This window comes from Streptosporangium sp. NPDC004631 (assembly GCF_053601935.1).
This window is the reverse complement of sequence record NZ_JBSGCR010000011.1, coordinates 93336-107037: the sequence shown is the minus strand read 5'-3', so window position 1 is coordinate 107037 and position 13702 is coordinate 93336. Positions and strand designations below refer to the sequence as shown.

Annotated in this window: 13 protein-coding genes; 3 read left to right on the top strand and 10 right to left on the bottom strand. The window is 68.0% G+C overall.

Translation table 11 applies throughout. The annotated features are described in order from the left end of the window. Positions 1–127: 127 nt before the first annotated feature. Positions 128–1162 (top strand): Dyp-type peroxidase, encoded by a 1035-nt coding sequence (locus tag ACWEF2_RS14015; RefSeq protein ID WP_453815118.1) that lies wholly within the window; start codon positions 128–130, stop codon positions 1160–1162. 102 nt (positions 1163–1264) lie between these two features. On the opposite strand, the gene pip is transcribed toward ACWEF2_RS14015, so the two are convergent. The 9 genes from pip to ACWEF2_RS13970 all read right to left on the bottom strand — a co-directional run bounded on the left by pip (position 1265) and on the right by ACWEF2_RS13970 (position 10682). Further along, on the bottom strand, positions 1265–2212 hold the full coding sequence (gene pip / locus ACWEF2_RS14010; RefSeq protein ID WP_453815117.1) for a prolyl aminopeptidase: 948 nt from the start codon (positions 2210–2212) through the stop codon (positions 1265–1267). A gap of 179 nt (positions 2213–2391) precedes the next feature. Further along, on the bottom strand, positions 2392–2772 hold the full coding sequence (locus tag ACWEF2_RS14005) for a RidA family protein (protein ID WP_453815115.1): 381 nt from the start codon (positions 2770–2772) through the stop codon (positions 2392–2394). 17 nt (positions 2773–2789) lie between these two features. Then, positions 2790–3863 carry an alanine racemase gene (locus ACWEF2_RS14000; RefSeq protein WP_453815113.1) on the bottom strand — a complete coding sequence of 358 codons (1074 nt, stop codon included), beginning with the start codon at positions 3861–3863 and terminating at the stop codon, positions 2790–2792. Between the two features lie 104 nt (positions 3864–3967). Next, entirely contained in the window at positions 3968–5146 is a 1179-nt protein-coding gene (locus tag ACWEF2_RS13995) for an ABC transporter ATP-binding protein (RefSeq protein ID WP_453815111.1), read from the bottom strand. Between the two features lie 5 nt (positions 5147–5151). Further along, entirely contained in the window at positions 5152–5988 is an 837-nt protein-coding gene (locus tag ACWEF2_RS13990) for a carbohydrate ABC transporter permease (protein WP_453815109.1), read from the bottom strand. Further along, the gene (locus tag ACWEF2_RS13985; protein WP_453815108.1) at positions 5985–6902 is read right to left on the bottom strand and encodes a carbohydrate ABC transporter permease; all 918 of its coding nucleotides are present in this window, start codon (positions 6900–6902) and stop codon (positions 5985–5987) included. The genes ACWEF2_RS13990 and ACWEF2_RS13985 overlap by 4 nt, the downstream gene beginning before the upstream one ends. Positions 6903–7027: 125 nt before the next feature. After that, positions 7028–8491 (bottom strand): hypothetical protein, encoded by a 1464-nt coding sequence (locus ACWEF2_RS13980; RefSeq protein ID WP_453815106.1) that lies wholly within the window; start codon positions 8489–8491, stop codon positions 7028–7030. Further along, a complete protein-coding gene (locus ACWEF2_RS13975; RefSeq protein ID WP_453815104.1) occupies positions 8488–9732 on the bottom strand; it encodes an ABC transporter substrate-binding protein in 1245 nt (414 codons plus the stop codon). Before ACWEF2_RS13975 ends, ACWEF2_RS13980 begins: the two co-directional genes overlap by 4 nt. A gap of 14 nt (positions 9733–9746) precedes the next feature. Further along, complete coding sequence (locus tag ACWEF2_RS13970) at positions 9747–10682, bottom strand: SMP-30/gluconolactonase/LRE family protein (RefSeq protein WP_453815102.1); 936 nt, start codon at positions 10680–10682, stop codon at positions 9747–9749. A 492-nt stretch (positions 10683–11174) separates the two neighbouring features. Here ACWEF2_RS13970 and ACWEF2_RS13965 point away from each other — a divergent pair, with 492 nt between their 5' ends. Both ACWEF2_RS13965 and ACWEF2_RS13960 read left to right on the top strand, forming a co-directional pair. Next, positions 11175–11918: a FadR/GntR family transcriptional regulator gene (locus ACWEF2_RS13965; protein ID WP_453815100.1), complete on the top strand. Its 744-nt coding sequence runs from the start codon at positions 11175–11177 to the stop codon at positions 11916–11918. 120 nt (positions 11919–12038) lie between these two features. Continuing rightward, a complete protein-coding gene (locus ACWEF2_RS13960; RefSeq protein ID WP_453815098.1) occupies positions 12039–12989 on the top strand; it encodes a sugar kinase in 951 nt (316 codons plus the stop codon). A gap of 137 nt (positions 12990–13126) precedes the next feature. Here the strand turns inward: ACWEF2_RS13960 and ACWEF2_RS13955 are convergent, their stop codons facing one another. Then, entirely contained in the window at positions 13127–13675 is a 549-nt protein-coding gene (locus tag ACWEF2_RS13955; protein ID WP_453815096.1) for a hypothetical protein, read from the bottom strand. Positions 13676–13702 lie beyond the last annotated feature (27 nt).

Genomic DNA, 13702 nt, shown 5'->3' with positions numbered 1-13702 from the left:
TCGCATATGGATTTATCAAATGAATTATGGACCGAACAAAAAGAGCGCACTCAGGAACCACGGTGCGGTACTGTCGCGTCGCAATGCCCTTACCCTGTCTGGAGTGGCGGCCACGTTGGCCTTAAGCTTGGCGGCCGACGCCGCCAAGCACATGGAGCACGGCACGGTCGAGGGCGGCCTCCCCGGCGTCACCACGATCCCTCAGCCCAGCGCGGTCTTCGCAGCCTTCGATGTCACGATCTCCTCCCTCGGCGCGCTCGGCGGTGTCCTTCAGACACTTGGCCGCCGCATCCTCGGCCAACCCTCGGGCATCGAGGTTTCCATCGGGCTCGGCCGCTCACTCCTTGACCGATTACCCATAGAGTGCCCCAGGCACTTGACGACGATGCCATCCTTTCCTGGCGATCTGCTTGACCCCGCTCTCTCCCATGGTGATCTTCTCCTCCAGGTCTGCGCTTCCACCACGAATGAGGCTGAGGCGATATTGCGGGCGCTGACGCGGCAGCTCGGCCTGCTCATCCCTCGCTGGTCTATAGCCGGTTTCCGGCCCGGCGGACACGTCGAATCCGGCCGCGCGCTGACCCGCAACCTGTTCGGCTTCATAGAGGGACACGGCAATCCCGCCATAGGCCCAGCCACCAACGACGCCGTCCTGACCCGGCACAACGGCACGGAGCCCGGCTGGGCAGCCGGAGGCACCTATCAGATCGTCCGCCTCATTCGCCTGGCCCAGCAGCTCTGGGACGCCGACTCCGTAACCACCCAGGAGCGCGTCATCGGCCGCCGCCACGACGGCACCTGGCTCGACGGTACCCCCGCCGAGGAACAGCCCCGTTTCGCAGCCGACCCCACTGGCGCCACCACCCCGCTGGACGCGCACGCACGGCGCGCCAACCCGCGCACCCCAGGCGTCGAACCCCCCAAGCTCATCCGCCGCAGCTACTCTTATCTCCGAGGCCGCGACCGCTACGGCCGCCTCGACGAGGGACTCATCTTCGTCTGCTACCAGGCCGACCCGGTGCGCGAATTCGAGACCGTACAGCGCCGCCTCCACGGCGAGGCCCTTGCCAGATACGCGCTCACCGTCGGTGGCGGCTACTTCTTCGTCCCGCCCCACCACCCAGCCCGCCCTTGGTGGAGCAGACCCCCCTTTTCCGGTTGAGATACTGCGCGTCACCGGCCTGGGCCAGGCCGGCGGCGAAGAGGCGAGCACACCTGCGTGCCGACCGGGCGTGCCTGCCGGCGGTGAGAGGGATGACTCGTCCTAGCTCGCGAAGCCGTCCAGGGCGGCGAGGACCTCATCACGCATGGTGTCGCTGCCGGTGTGCCCCGAGTCGTCCACCACGACGAGCCGTGCGCCGGGCCACGCCTGGGCCAGCTGCCAGGCGTTCTCCAACGGCGCGCCCAGGTCGAGGCGGCCATGGATGAGCACGCCGGGGATGCCGGCCAGCCTGTGCGCGCCGCGCAGCAGGACGCCCTCCTCAAGCCAGGCGGCGTTGGAGAAGTAGTGGCTGCAGATGCGGACGAAGGCCAGCAGGGCGGCGGGAGGCCGGTCGCTGTAGACGTTCGGCCGGCCGTTGACCTCCAGGGAGATCACCGCGTCCTCCCACGCCATCCAGTCGTGAGCGGCCTGGGCCCGCACGGCGGGGTCGGGGTCGGATACGAGCCGCGCGTAGGCGGCCGGCAGGTCACCGTCACGCTCGGCCTCGGGAACGCCCTCACGGAAGCGCTGCCACTGCTCAGGAAAGAAGCGGCCGACACCGCGGTAGAGCCAGTCGATCTCGGAGCGGCGGGTCATGGTGGCGCCGCAGACGACCATCTCCGACACCCGCGCCGGGTGGGCTTCGGCGTAGGCGAGCATCAGCGTGGAGCCCCACGACCCGCCGTAGAGCAGCCACCGGTCGACACCGAGATGCTCACGCAGCCGTTCCATGTCGGCGACCAGGTGGTGGGTGGTGTTGGTGGTCAGATCGGTGGCCGGATCGGCGGCGTGGGGCAGGCTCCGGCCGCAGTTGCGCTGGTCGAACATGATGACGCGGTAGCGCTCGGGGTCGAAGCTGCGGTGCTTGTTCGGCGTGCAGCCCGAGCCGGGGCCGCCGTGGACGACGAGCGCGGGCTTACCCTCGGGGTTGCCGCAGACCTCCCAGTAGACGAGGTGGCCGTCGCCGGTGTCGAGATGTCCGTGATTGTAAGGCTCAATCGGTGGATACATCGCTCAAAAATATATGGCTTTCCGGTGAGGCATCCCGGAGTCTTGCAGCCCGCCATGCCCCCATTGCCGGGGAGCCGCTGACCTCGGGGCGGCTGTTCACCCTTCCTCATGCGGCGAACAGCGCGTACCCGATGGAATGCACTCTGTTATGACTTCCAAAAGCCGTCCGGGGGCCGGCTCTACACGCTCCTGTGCGCGACGAAGTCGATCTCCACCAGGATGTCCATGAGGTCGGAGCCGACGGTCGTGCGGACGGGGTAGGGCTGGCCGAAGTACGACTTGTACACCTCGTTGAAGGCGGCGAAGTCGCGCTTGAGGTGCTGCAGGTGGACGGTGGACTTGACCACGTCGTCGTAGGTGAGGCCGTGGGCGGCCAGGACGGCGCCGAGGTTGCGCATGACCTGGTGGGTCTGCGCGGCCACGTCGTCGCCGACGACCTCGCCGGACTCCGGGTGGAGCGGGCCCGCGCCGGAGGTGTAGACCAGGTCGCCCACGACGAGGCCCTGAGAGTAGGCGCCCACGGGGGCGGCGCCGTCGGTGGTCCTGAGTTCCTTTTTCATGAAATTTCCTTAGAAACCTAGAAATGAGTGTTGATTATGCCCACAACCCGGTAGTCCGGGTCGACCAGGGGCAGCGTCCGCCACTTGTCGAACGCCGTACAGGGGTGTGAGATGCCGAACGCGACCAGCTCCCCCACTCGCAGGTCGCCGCGGACGACGGTGTGCTGGTCCTGCATCCTCAGCACGCTCACACCCGGCCCGCGGGGGATCGGCAGGCCCTCGTCGTAGGGGGCGTCGCGCTTGCCCATGCCGACGATCGCCAGTCCTGGCTCGGGCGTGGACAGCACCTGCGCCCACACCTCCAGCGCGGGGCGCAGCTCGCCGTCCACGCGGTTGAACGGGGTGCGCTCGCGGTAGTAGCCGTCGTCGTGGGTGACGTACGCGCCGCTGCGCAGCACGACGGTGGCCTGGGTCGCGGCCAGCTCACGGCCGATCACGTCGAACCACTGGCTGCCGCCGACGGTGAGGACGGGGTTCCCGACGCGCAGACGCCCGACGGCGTCCTGGAGCCGGATCAGGTATTCGCGCACCTCGGCGGCGCCCGCCAGCGAGCCCTCGTACCCGGCCACCCCGGCGAGCTCGACGCCCAGCGTACGCCGCACGTACCCGGCCAGCTCGACCAGCCGCTCCACGGTGCGGCAGCCGGCGCGCCCGCCCTCGTGGCCGAGCTCGACCAGGACGGTGAAGGGCCGCGCGCCCGCGTGCGCGGCCAGGATGTCGACCCCGGCCTCGGAGTCGGCGAAGCTGAGGAACTCGAACGCGGGGTCGCGCTCCAGCTCACCGGCCGCCCATCGCAGCCCGGCCCGATCCACGACCTGGTTGGCCACCATGACGCGCCGGGCGCCGAAGCCGCGAGCGGCCCGCGCCTGGCGGGTGGTCGCCACGGTCAGGCCCCAGGCCCCGGCGGCGAGCTGCCTTGCGGCGATCTCTCCGGACAGGTGGGTCTTGGCGTGCGGCGCGAGCTCCATGCCGTGGTCACGGGCGAAGGCCGCCATCGTGGCGATGTTGTGCTCCAGCGCCTCCTGGTGCACGACCATCAGGGGGAAGCCGAGCTCCCCGTCGAAGACCGACCGTCCATGGATTTCCTGCATGACATCCCCATTTATCCGAGTTCGCCTCTCAGCTCAGCGGGAGCCGACGTCAGAGTTCGAAGCACCGGGCCGATCCGTGACGGCCCGACCTGTGACGGCCGGCCTCAGAGTTCGACGCGTCGGCCCGACGCGTGGTCGAACCAGGTGACCGCGTCCAGCTCGAACCCCACACGGCAGGGGTCGTTCACGCTCAGGGGGACCTCACCGGTGAGACGCGCGTAGAAGAGCCCGCTCGTCGACGCCGCCCCGACGACGTTGACGCTCCCGGTCCCCTCCAGCGCGAAACCGACGATGGTCTCGGCTCCGAGGTGTTCGACGACGGCGACGCGGGCCTCGATCAGGTTCTCCCCGGTCGCGTCCGCCGGATGGATCGCGATCTTCTCGGCGCGGACGCCGAGCCGGATCATGGCGCTTCCTCGCGAAATCACCCGCTCGGCGACGTCCCGCGACCCGGGAAGGAGGTGATCGCCCACTCGCAGGCCGTCGGCACCCGCCTCCGCGAGGAAGACGTTCATCGGCGGCGAGCCGATGAACGTGGCGACGAAGGTGTTCGCCGGCCGATCGTAGATCTCCTTCGGCGTGCCGTACTGCTGAACGACGCCGTCGTTGAGCACGATGATGCGCGTTCCCATCGTCATCGCCTCGACCTGATCGTGCGTGACGTAGACGAAGGTCTTCCGCACGCGCGCGTGCAGCGCGGAGATGGCGGCGCGCATCTGGGAGCGGAGCTTCGCGTCCAGATTGCTGAGCGGCTCATCGAGCAGGTAGACGGCCGGGTCCCTGATGAGGGAGCGTGCCAGGGCGACCCGCTGGCGCTGCCCTCCCGAAAGCGCCTTGGGCCTGCGGTCGAGATAGTCGGTGAGTTCGAGCATGGCGGCGACGGCGTCGACCTTCTCCGCGACGTCGGCCCTCTTCAGGATGGCCCGCCGCGCCAGGCCACCGACGATCGGAATGTGATGCCACCACCGGAAATTGTCCATCACGAGGGGAAACGCGATGTTCGACCGCACCTTCATGTGCGGGTAGAGAGCGTAGGACTGGAAGACGAAGGCGATGTTCCGCCGCTTCGGCGACAGGTCGTTGACGACCGTGTCGTCGAACCGCAGTTCACCCGCGGTGATCTCGGTCAGGCCCGCGATCATCCTGAGCATCGTGGATTTACCGCATCCCGACGGACCGAGCAGCACGAGGAAGTCCTTGTCGGGGACCTCCGCGTTGAATTCCTTGATGACGGTGTTCGCGCCGAAGCTCTTCGAGACCCCGTTGAAGGTGATGGTAGGCATCTGTCTTATCCCTTGACTGAACCAGCGGTAAGTCCGGACACGATTCTGCGCTGCATGATGAGAAAGAAGACGACAGCCGGCAGCGTGAAAAGGAAGGCCCCGCTGAAGACCGAGTCGAGCGGGATAAGAAACTCTCCGATGAACGATGCGAGGCCGGTCGAGGCCGTCCATTTATGCTCGTCCGTGATGAAGGTCGTCGCGAAGAGATACTCGTTCCAGCCGTCGAAGAAGGCGATCACGGCCGCCGCGGCCATCGAGGGCGCGATCAGGGGCACGACCATGATCTGCAGGATGCTCAGGGCCCCGCAGCCGTCGACCCGCGCGGACTCCTCCATCTCGTACGGGATGCTGTCCATCGCCGCCTTGAGGATGAACGTCGCGACCGGCATCGCGAAGGCCGTGTTCGCGAGCACCAGCCCGTAGAGCTGGTTGAGCATCCCCAGTGACGCGAAAAGCGAGTAGAGCGGAACGACGAGAAGCGCCTCGGGGAGCATCTGGGTGGCGAAGAAGCCAAATCCCATGATCCCTTTCCCGACGAACTTGTACCGCGAGAGGGCGTAGGCGGCGAGCGTGGCCAGAAGCAGGCTGGCCACGGTCGTGCCGAGCGCGACGACCACGGAGTTGCCCATCCACCGCAGGAAGGAGTTGTCGGTCACGAGAACCGAGAACAGGTGGGCGGAACGGCTCAGGTCGGGGAAGATCTTCTGGCCGCCGCCGTACAGCGTGTTCGAGGGGGTGATCGCCGTGTTCAGAATCCAGTAGAGCGGGAATCCGGCGAGGATGACGAGGAGCGCCGCGAGAAGCGTCCGCACCCCGACGCCAAGGTTTCTGCGACCGATCATACTGCGACTCGATTCTTTCGTTCGGTACGCGTTTCGAGAACGAAATAGACGAGGGTGACGGCGAGTGAGAGCAGAAGCCCCAGAACACCGATCGCCGCCCCGAAACCCAATTGACTGTTGCCGAACGCCTGCTGGTAGACGTTGATGACGATCGTGTTCGTCACGTCGGCGGGCCCGCCGCCGGTGAGCAACCAGATGATCTCGAACCGGCGGAACGACCAGATGGTCATGAGCAACCCCACGATCCGCAGGGTCGGCATCAGGTGCGGAAGCACAACCGACTTGAACGTGCTGTACATGTCGGCACCGTCGACCCTGGCCGCCTCGTACAGCTCGTCGGGGACGGCCTGGAGGGCCGCGAGGACCACGAGCATCACGAAGGGGGAGACCTTCCAAACGGTCGCGATCAGGATGGAGAGCATGCCGTAACGCGGATCGGTGAGCCAGCCCTGCGCCCCTATCCCGAGTGCTGAGAACGCCGCGTTGGCCACGCCGTTGTCGTTGTTGAAGATCCACCGGAAGACCAGGACCACCGCGACCGTCGGCACCGCCCACGGCATGACGATGACGGCCCGCGCGAGAAGCCGCCCGGGGAAGGCCCGGTTGAGCACGACGGCCGACACCGTGCCGATCAGCAGCGAGCCGGCCACCGTGCAGAACGCGTAGACGATCGTGGTGACGACGGACCGGAGGAAGACCTCGCTGCCGACCAGGGCCGCGTAGTTGTCGAGCCCGACAGACGAGCCCCCATTCGGGTTGATCAGTTGCGTGTCGGTGACACTCAACTGGAAACCCTTGAGAATGGGGACGCCCGCGAAGACCGCGAGATAGACGACCGCCGCGCCGATGAACACATACGGCGCGAGGGGGGTTCGCGGTTTCCGCGAGGTCGGTACTGTCTGAGGAACAGACATCGTGCATCCAATCGTCAGATCATCGGGCGACACCACGCTCGGCGGCGAGGGGAACTACTGAGCCGGGGACGTCCTCCGCCGCCACCGTACGGCTCTCCCGCTCACGGCGACACGCCTCGGCGTCATCACCCGCTCGCCAGCCACGCGTCCCGGATCACGTCCATTTTGCGATCACTCAGATATCCGTAGCGTTGAATCCAGGTGCCGTCCGCGCCACTCGCCGCCGTGGCGTCCAGGACGCGTGCCAGCTCGTCGGCGGGCCGATAGCTGTGCAGGTACGCCTCAAGTCGCGACGACGGCGCGACCTGCTGTCTCGCCTCCACGAGTTTGGCGGTCAGGGCCGACATCGTGATCGGGTGCGGCTGGTCCGGACCGGGCATCGTGTAGTCCTCCAGGCCCTTCCGCCCCTCCTCCGCCGACGTGGGCACCTGGTAGAGCGCCTTCGTGGCGTCCAGCGCGAGTCGAGGCGAGAGCCGAGGGCTCCGCTCGACCAGCCACTCCCCCATCCACCTGGTCATCATGGGCCAGTGGAAGGTGAAGAGCTTGCACCGTACGGCGCCGAGCACCGACGAGAGCGCACCGAAGTCCGCCCCCGTCACCGCGTTCCACGGCGGCGCGAAGCCGTTGGCGCCCATCTCAAGAGGCGAGCCGAGCCCGGTGGCCAGGTCCCGGACCGAGGCGTAGAAGGCCACGACGCTCTGCGCCTTGAAGCGCAGGAGTTCGTTCGCGGCGGCCCGCGCCCGCTCCGGCACGCCCGCGAGCGTCGCGAGGCCGTCCATCAACGAGACCGGCTCCCCCTCGATCACCCGGAGGAGGTCCCGGTCCGTCAGATCGCGCAACCCCTCGAAGATCTCTGTGACACCGGCTCGGAGCTCATCCCATTCGAATCCGTTCCGGGCCGCCACGCGGGCGCAGTGCCGGCAGAAACAGGTGAAGATGTCCTCGGGCAGATAGCAGGTGTACTCCGCCCAGTCGATGAACAGCCCGTTCGCGGCCGGGTAGTGCTCAAGGGTGTCCGTCAGCCGCGCCCTGACGAGGGCCTGCACCCGGGGGTTGTTGACGCACCCCTGGCCCGCGATGAAGCGCGTGGGCGTCGAGCCGTCGACCCGGACCACCAGGTCCTCCTCCAGCCCCTGGGTCTGGCCGGAGGTAAAGGACTGCCCACCGGGCAGGCCGGGGAGGACCGTCGGGCTGACGACGACGAAGGAGCTCATGCCGCGCAGCCGCGCGGCGTTCACCACCGCCTCCGCGTAGTCGACGCGCAGTTCCTCCGGGGCGGCGACGGGCGGGGCGAACGGCACGTCCCGCCAGACGTCCGGGTCGGCGACGTAGGGCGAGAATCCCCTGAGGTACTGCACCTTCCGCCCCCAGAGCGGCCGGTCCAGAACCCGGGCCTCCCCGTCGATGTCCAGGGGGGGTTCCCGCACGCCGTCCTCGGCCGTGCCCGGCACGAACACGCCGGGGGAGACGGCGACCGCGTTGGCGCCCACACCCTGGAGCCTGTCCAGGATGTGGTCGACCCCCTCGTTCGCCGCCTCCGCGGGGGTGATGACGACGCCTCGCGTCTGGGCGGGTCCGGTGATCGTCATCGTTGTACTGCCTCGGCGGCCTTCTGCGCCTGGTCAAGCGCGGTCGCGGGATCCTGGTTGTTCACCAGGACGCTTTCGATCGCCTTCATCACCACGGTGCTGATCTGCGGGGTGCTCAGCTCGAACCCGGGAATGAAGGGCGAGCCCAGTGCCGACTTCGCCTGCTCGCGATAGACCTTGATCCAGGGGTACTCGGCGGCGACGTCGTCGGGGGGAGCGGCCGCCGTGGCGTTGAGCGTCGGGAAGACCCCCTCGGCCGAGGCCTTCTGCCCCTCCTGGGAGCCCAGCCACTTGATGAAGCCCATCGCCTCGGCCTGGTGCTTGGAGTTCTTGTTGACGCCGACGAAGTTCGTGATCTGCGACGAGTTGTCGGTGGGGAAGGGCAGGGTCGCCACACCGATGTCCTCGGAGGTGAGCTCCTTGTTTCCGGCCAGGATCGTGAAGAGCACCGAGGCGTTGTCGAACATCATGCCGATCTCACCGTTGGCGAAACGGGAGCGGAAGGTGGACGCGTCGTCGCCGATCGGCATCGCCCCGGAGGCGTAGAGCTTCTTGAGCGCGGTCACCGCCTCGACGTTCTTCGGATCGTTGATCGTCAGCTTGCCGTCCTTCGACCATCCGCCGCCGAATCCGTACGGCCAGCTCGCGAAGTCGGCCCACCAGGGGTTCAGTTCGGCCGTCGAGGTGCGGACGGCGAAGCCGGGCTTGCCGGTCTTCTTGGTGATCGCACTCGCCGCGGTCAGCAGGCCGGCCATGTCGGTCGGGGGCTTCACATCGGCCTGGGCGAGCAGCTTCTTGTTCCAGAAGAAGCCGAAGTTCACCACCTCCCAGGTGTAGACCAGGCGCTTGCCCTTGAGGGTCTCCTTCTCGATGTGCGGGTCGTCCGCGACGCCTTCGAGTGGGACGAGCAGGTTCGCGGCCTCCAGCTGGTGCAGCAGGGCGGGCGGGACGATCAGCACATCCGGCCCTCCGCCCGCCCCCATCTGCGTCTGGACGGTCTTCTCGTACTCGGCGCGCGTCGCCGAGACCTTCTTGAAGCTGACCTTCGGGTTGACCTTCTCGTATTCGAGCATGCTCTTCCAGAGCCGGTCACCTCTGCCGGGCTCCAGCCACTGCCAGTTGGCGAAGCTCAGCTCCACCTTCCCGTTGCCGCCGTCCGTCTCGACGTCGGCACCGCAACCGGCGAGGGCGACAGCCGCGGCGAGAAGCAGCGTGACACCTTTGAAGGATTTTCTGTGCATGGGAATCCCTTGGTTCATTGTGACGGTGAAAGGGGGTGGGACGATTCAGAACCCCGTGACGGCATGATCGTCGGGCGCTCCGGAAGCCCCTGCGCGCCGGTCTCGACGAGAAAGACCGATCCGGCCAGTTCTTCTCGCGCGCCCTCGGCCGGTGCCGGCCGTGCCGACGTGACGGCGAGGGTGCGCAGGTCCGGGCCGACGAACATGCAGCTCGTCGGGCGGGAGACGGGCAGGGTCAACTCGCGGTCCACGCGCCCGTCGGGGGCGTAGCGGACGATTTTTCCACCGTTCCATTTCGCTCCCCAGACGCAGCCGTCGCCGTCCACGGTGAGCCCGTCCGGCACATAGCCGGCGGGGTCCTCCGCGAAGAGCCGCCCGCCTCGGAGTTCGGCCGAGTCCGCGTCGAAGTCGTAGGCCATGATCCGCCGGGAGATCGAATCCGTGTGGTACATCACCGTCTCGTCCGGGCTCCAGCCGAGCCCGTTCGAGGTCGTGATCCCGCGGATGACCGCGCCGAGACCATGGCTGTCGTATCGGTAGAGCGAGGCGTGCCCTTCGGTCTCGCCCTGGTGCATCGTGCCAAACCAGACCCGGCCCCGGCGGTCGGTCTTGCCGTCGTTGATCCGGTAGTCTCCGCGCTCGGCCTCGACAGGGGTGTCCGGTGTCGTCTCACCGCTCTCGGGATCGAGCCAGCAGAGGCCGTCCCTCAGGCCGATGAGCAGATCGCCCGCCTCGTTCGGCACGACGAAGCCGACCTCGTCAGGGGTCGCCCAGCTTTCGGCACGGTCCCCGTCGAGATTTGTTCTGTGAACCCTCCTGCCGAGAATGTCCACCCGGAAAAGGCACTGCTGGGCCACCGACCACCACGGGCCCTCCCCGAGCACGTCCCGTTCGGGCAGCGGGAGAACGTCGAACCTCGCCTCACCGACGAGACGCGTCCGATCCGGCATGGCTGCCCCTCTCTGCTCTATCGCGACGCTCAGGACTATAGTATTAGTAATACTTATGATGAATAACGATTTGATGTCATCGCATCCACCCGGCCTTGATCGCGCAGGTCACGGGCGGTCGCGGCCCGGACCGCCCCGCTCGCGCGCACCCGGGGCTCCGGACGACGCGGCGGGATCTCTCCGCTGGGCCCGGCCCGGCGGGGAGACGTTCCGGCTCGGAGACAGGCGGGCGCGTTCGCCTGCGCCCGAGCGGACCACGGTCGCGGAAGACGGCTCCCCGCGAGCCCGGCGAGCGGTGAAGAGCGGGCGAATCTCACGGAGGCCACACTTGCTATCCTCTCCGTGCAGATCGGCTCGTCAGAGCGATTCTTTTCCCTCAGGTCCGCGATGCATGATGAAGATGTTCACTCTCCCGGTAAATTCTCACGTGCCGTAAGCGCGTGGGAAAAACACCACGAGAGTTGTTGACGGCGGCGTTACGGAAGGGGCGGCATGGTCAGGAAAACCCTGCAGGACGACATTTTGGATGTGATCGGCCAGCAAATAGTCTCGGGCATCCTCCACCCAGGTCAGATCCTTCGTACGGAGGATTTCGAGATTGAACACGACGCCTCGCGAACCGTCCTCCGCGAAACCCTCAAGGTGCTTGAGTCGATGCGCCTCATCGGCCTGCGCAGGCGTATCGGGATCACGGTCCTCGACCGGACGGAATGGAGCGTTTTCGACCCGAGGGTCATCCGATGGCGCCTTGCCGGCGCCGACCGGGACGCACAGTTGCGGTCGCTCACCGAATTGCGGATCGCGGTCGAGCCCGTCGCCGCCCACAACGCCGCGCTATTCGCCACCCCCGAACAGCGCGAAGAACTGCTCTCCCTTGCCGCGCTGCTTGAGGAGTCCGGCAGACCACGAGACGCCGAAGCGTATCTTCAGCACGACATCGCCTTTCACTCGGTGCTGCTCCGCGCCTCGGGAAACGAGATGTTCGCCGCGCTGTCCAGCACGATAGCCGCGGTGCTCACCGGCCGAATGGTGCACCACCTGGTGCCGGACGACCCGACCCCCGAATCACTGCGACTACACCTTCTCGTCGCGAGATCGATCGCCGAGGCGAATGCGGATGAGGCGGAATCGGGAATGCGCAGCATTCTGTCCGAGGTCACCCAGCAGATGCTGACCTCTCCCCGCGGAGCCGCTCCGGTCTCCGGCCACCACTGCCCCGCGCACCACGCGCGCTGACCCCGTGCTCAGGATCGCCGCCGTCCACGCACCGGGCAGGGACGTCACCACCGCGGCAGACGATCACGGACCGGGCGGACGACTTCCGCACGGTATGGACCGAAGGACGGAGAACGACCGGTGACTGATGTGGTGACCGCGGGCGAGGCCCTGGGCTGCCTCCGCGCGGACGGACGGGTCCTGCTCGGCGGAACCGCCAGGTTGAGCGTCGCCGGAGCCGAGGCGAACGTGGCCATCGGGCTGGCCAGGCTCGGGCACGACGTCCGCTACGCCGGCGCCGTCGGCGACGACCAGTTCGGCGCGCTGATCCGCAGGACCTTCCGGGCCGAGGGGGTCGGTACCGGGTTCCTCCGTACGGACACCTCCGCCCCGACCGGGATCATCCTGTTCGAGGAGCGGCTCAGCGGGGTGATGCGGGTGGACTACCACCGTGTGGCCTCGGCCGGAAGCCACCTCGGTTCCGGGGATGTCCTGGCCGCCCTGGACGGCTCCCCCACGCCGCCGGCCGTGTTCCACGTCACGGGGGTGACGATGGCGCTCGGGCCCGGCCCCCGCGCCGCCGTGCTCGCCGGGGTGCGTCACGCCCGCGAGCTGGGCGTGCGGGTCTGCCTGGACGTCAACCACCGCACCCGGCTCTGGACCGCGGCGGAGGCCCGCCGGGCGTTCCTGGAGCTGACCTCGGACCTCGACATCGTCATCGCCTCCGACGACGAGCTCACGCTCGTCGCACCGGGCGACGACGAGGCCGGTCGCGTGTCGTCACTGCTGGACCTGGGCGTGCGCGAGGTCGTCGTCAAACACGGCGACAAGGGCGCCACCGCGTACACCCCTGACGGCAGCGTCCACCGTGACGCGGTCCCCGTGACCGCCGTGGACACCATCGGCGCCGGTGACGCGTTCGTCGCGGGATACCTGTCGGGGCTCCTGGACGGGCTGGACGTCGACCGGCGCCTGCGGCGCGGGGTGACCCTGGGGGCGTTCGCCGTCGCGACGCGCGGCGACTGGGAGGGGCTGCCCTACCGGTCGGAACTGGGACTGGCCGACGTGCCGTCCGGCGAGGCGGTCCGGTAGGAGGGTAAGGCGTCAGCCGGCGCGGTCCGCCGGGAGACCTCACATGACGCGGCCCACTGGGTGACCGTCTCGGCCAGGGCGGACTGGACGGTGATCCGGCCGTCCGACGCCGAAGATCCCCTCGGCTGGGCCCGCGATCAGCCGTGCTCCCACCCCTCGTCCTCGTGGTGCCGGCGGCCTTCGGTGCCGACGGTGGCCACGGGCCGCCCGCCACGGCAGCTGATGATCATTTCGATCTTACGATCACTTGACTCGAAGTGGACGGAGACGCCGGCTGCCGGACCGCGTCTGGCGTCGTCGGCCCTGTAGCCCTGCATGGGCGTCCAGGACACCAGGTAGGCGAGGCCCCGCTCACAGCGGGCGATCACGTTGCCTCCCGGTGAGTTCAGGCTCCTGGTCACCTCGGCGGCCGGTCGGACGCCGAGGGCGGGCCTCGGGGTCGGCCGGACGCGGGCAGTTCTCGGCGCGTGGGGGGTGGCCACGGGACGGGGAGTGCGCGAAGCACGGGGGATGGCTGAAAAGGGTTCGGCGAGCGCCGCCTGCACCTGGGCCATGCTCATCGGCGTGACGGTCTGGTCCGTGATGCCGACACCGAGCGCGGAAAGGGCGGCGAGCCCGGCTCCGACGGCCCCGATCGCGGTCGCCGTCCACGTCACAATGGCGATCGCCGCGCGGCTGGACACCACGCCAGGGTGCCATACCCATCCATAGCT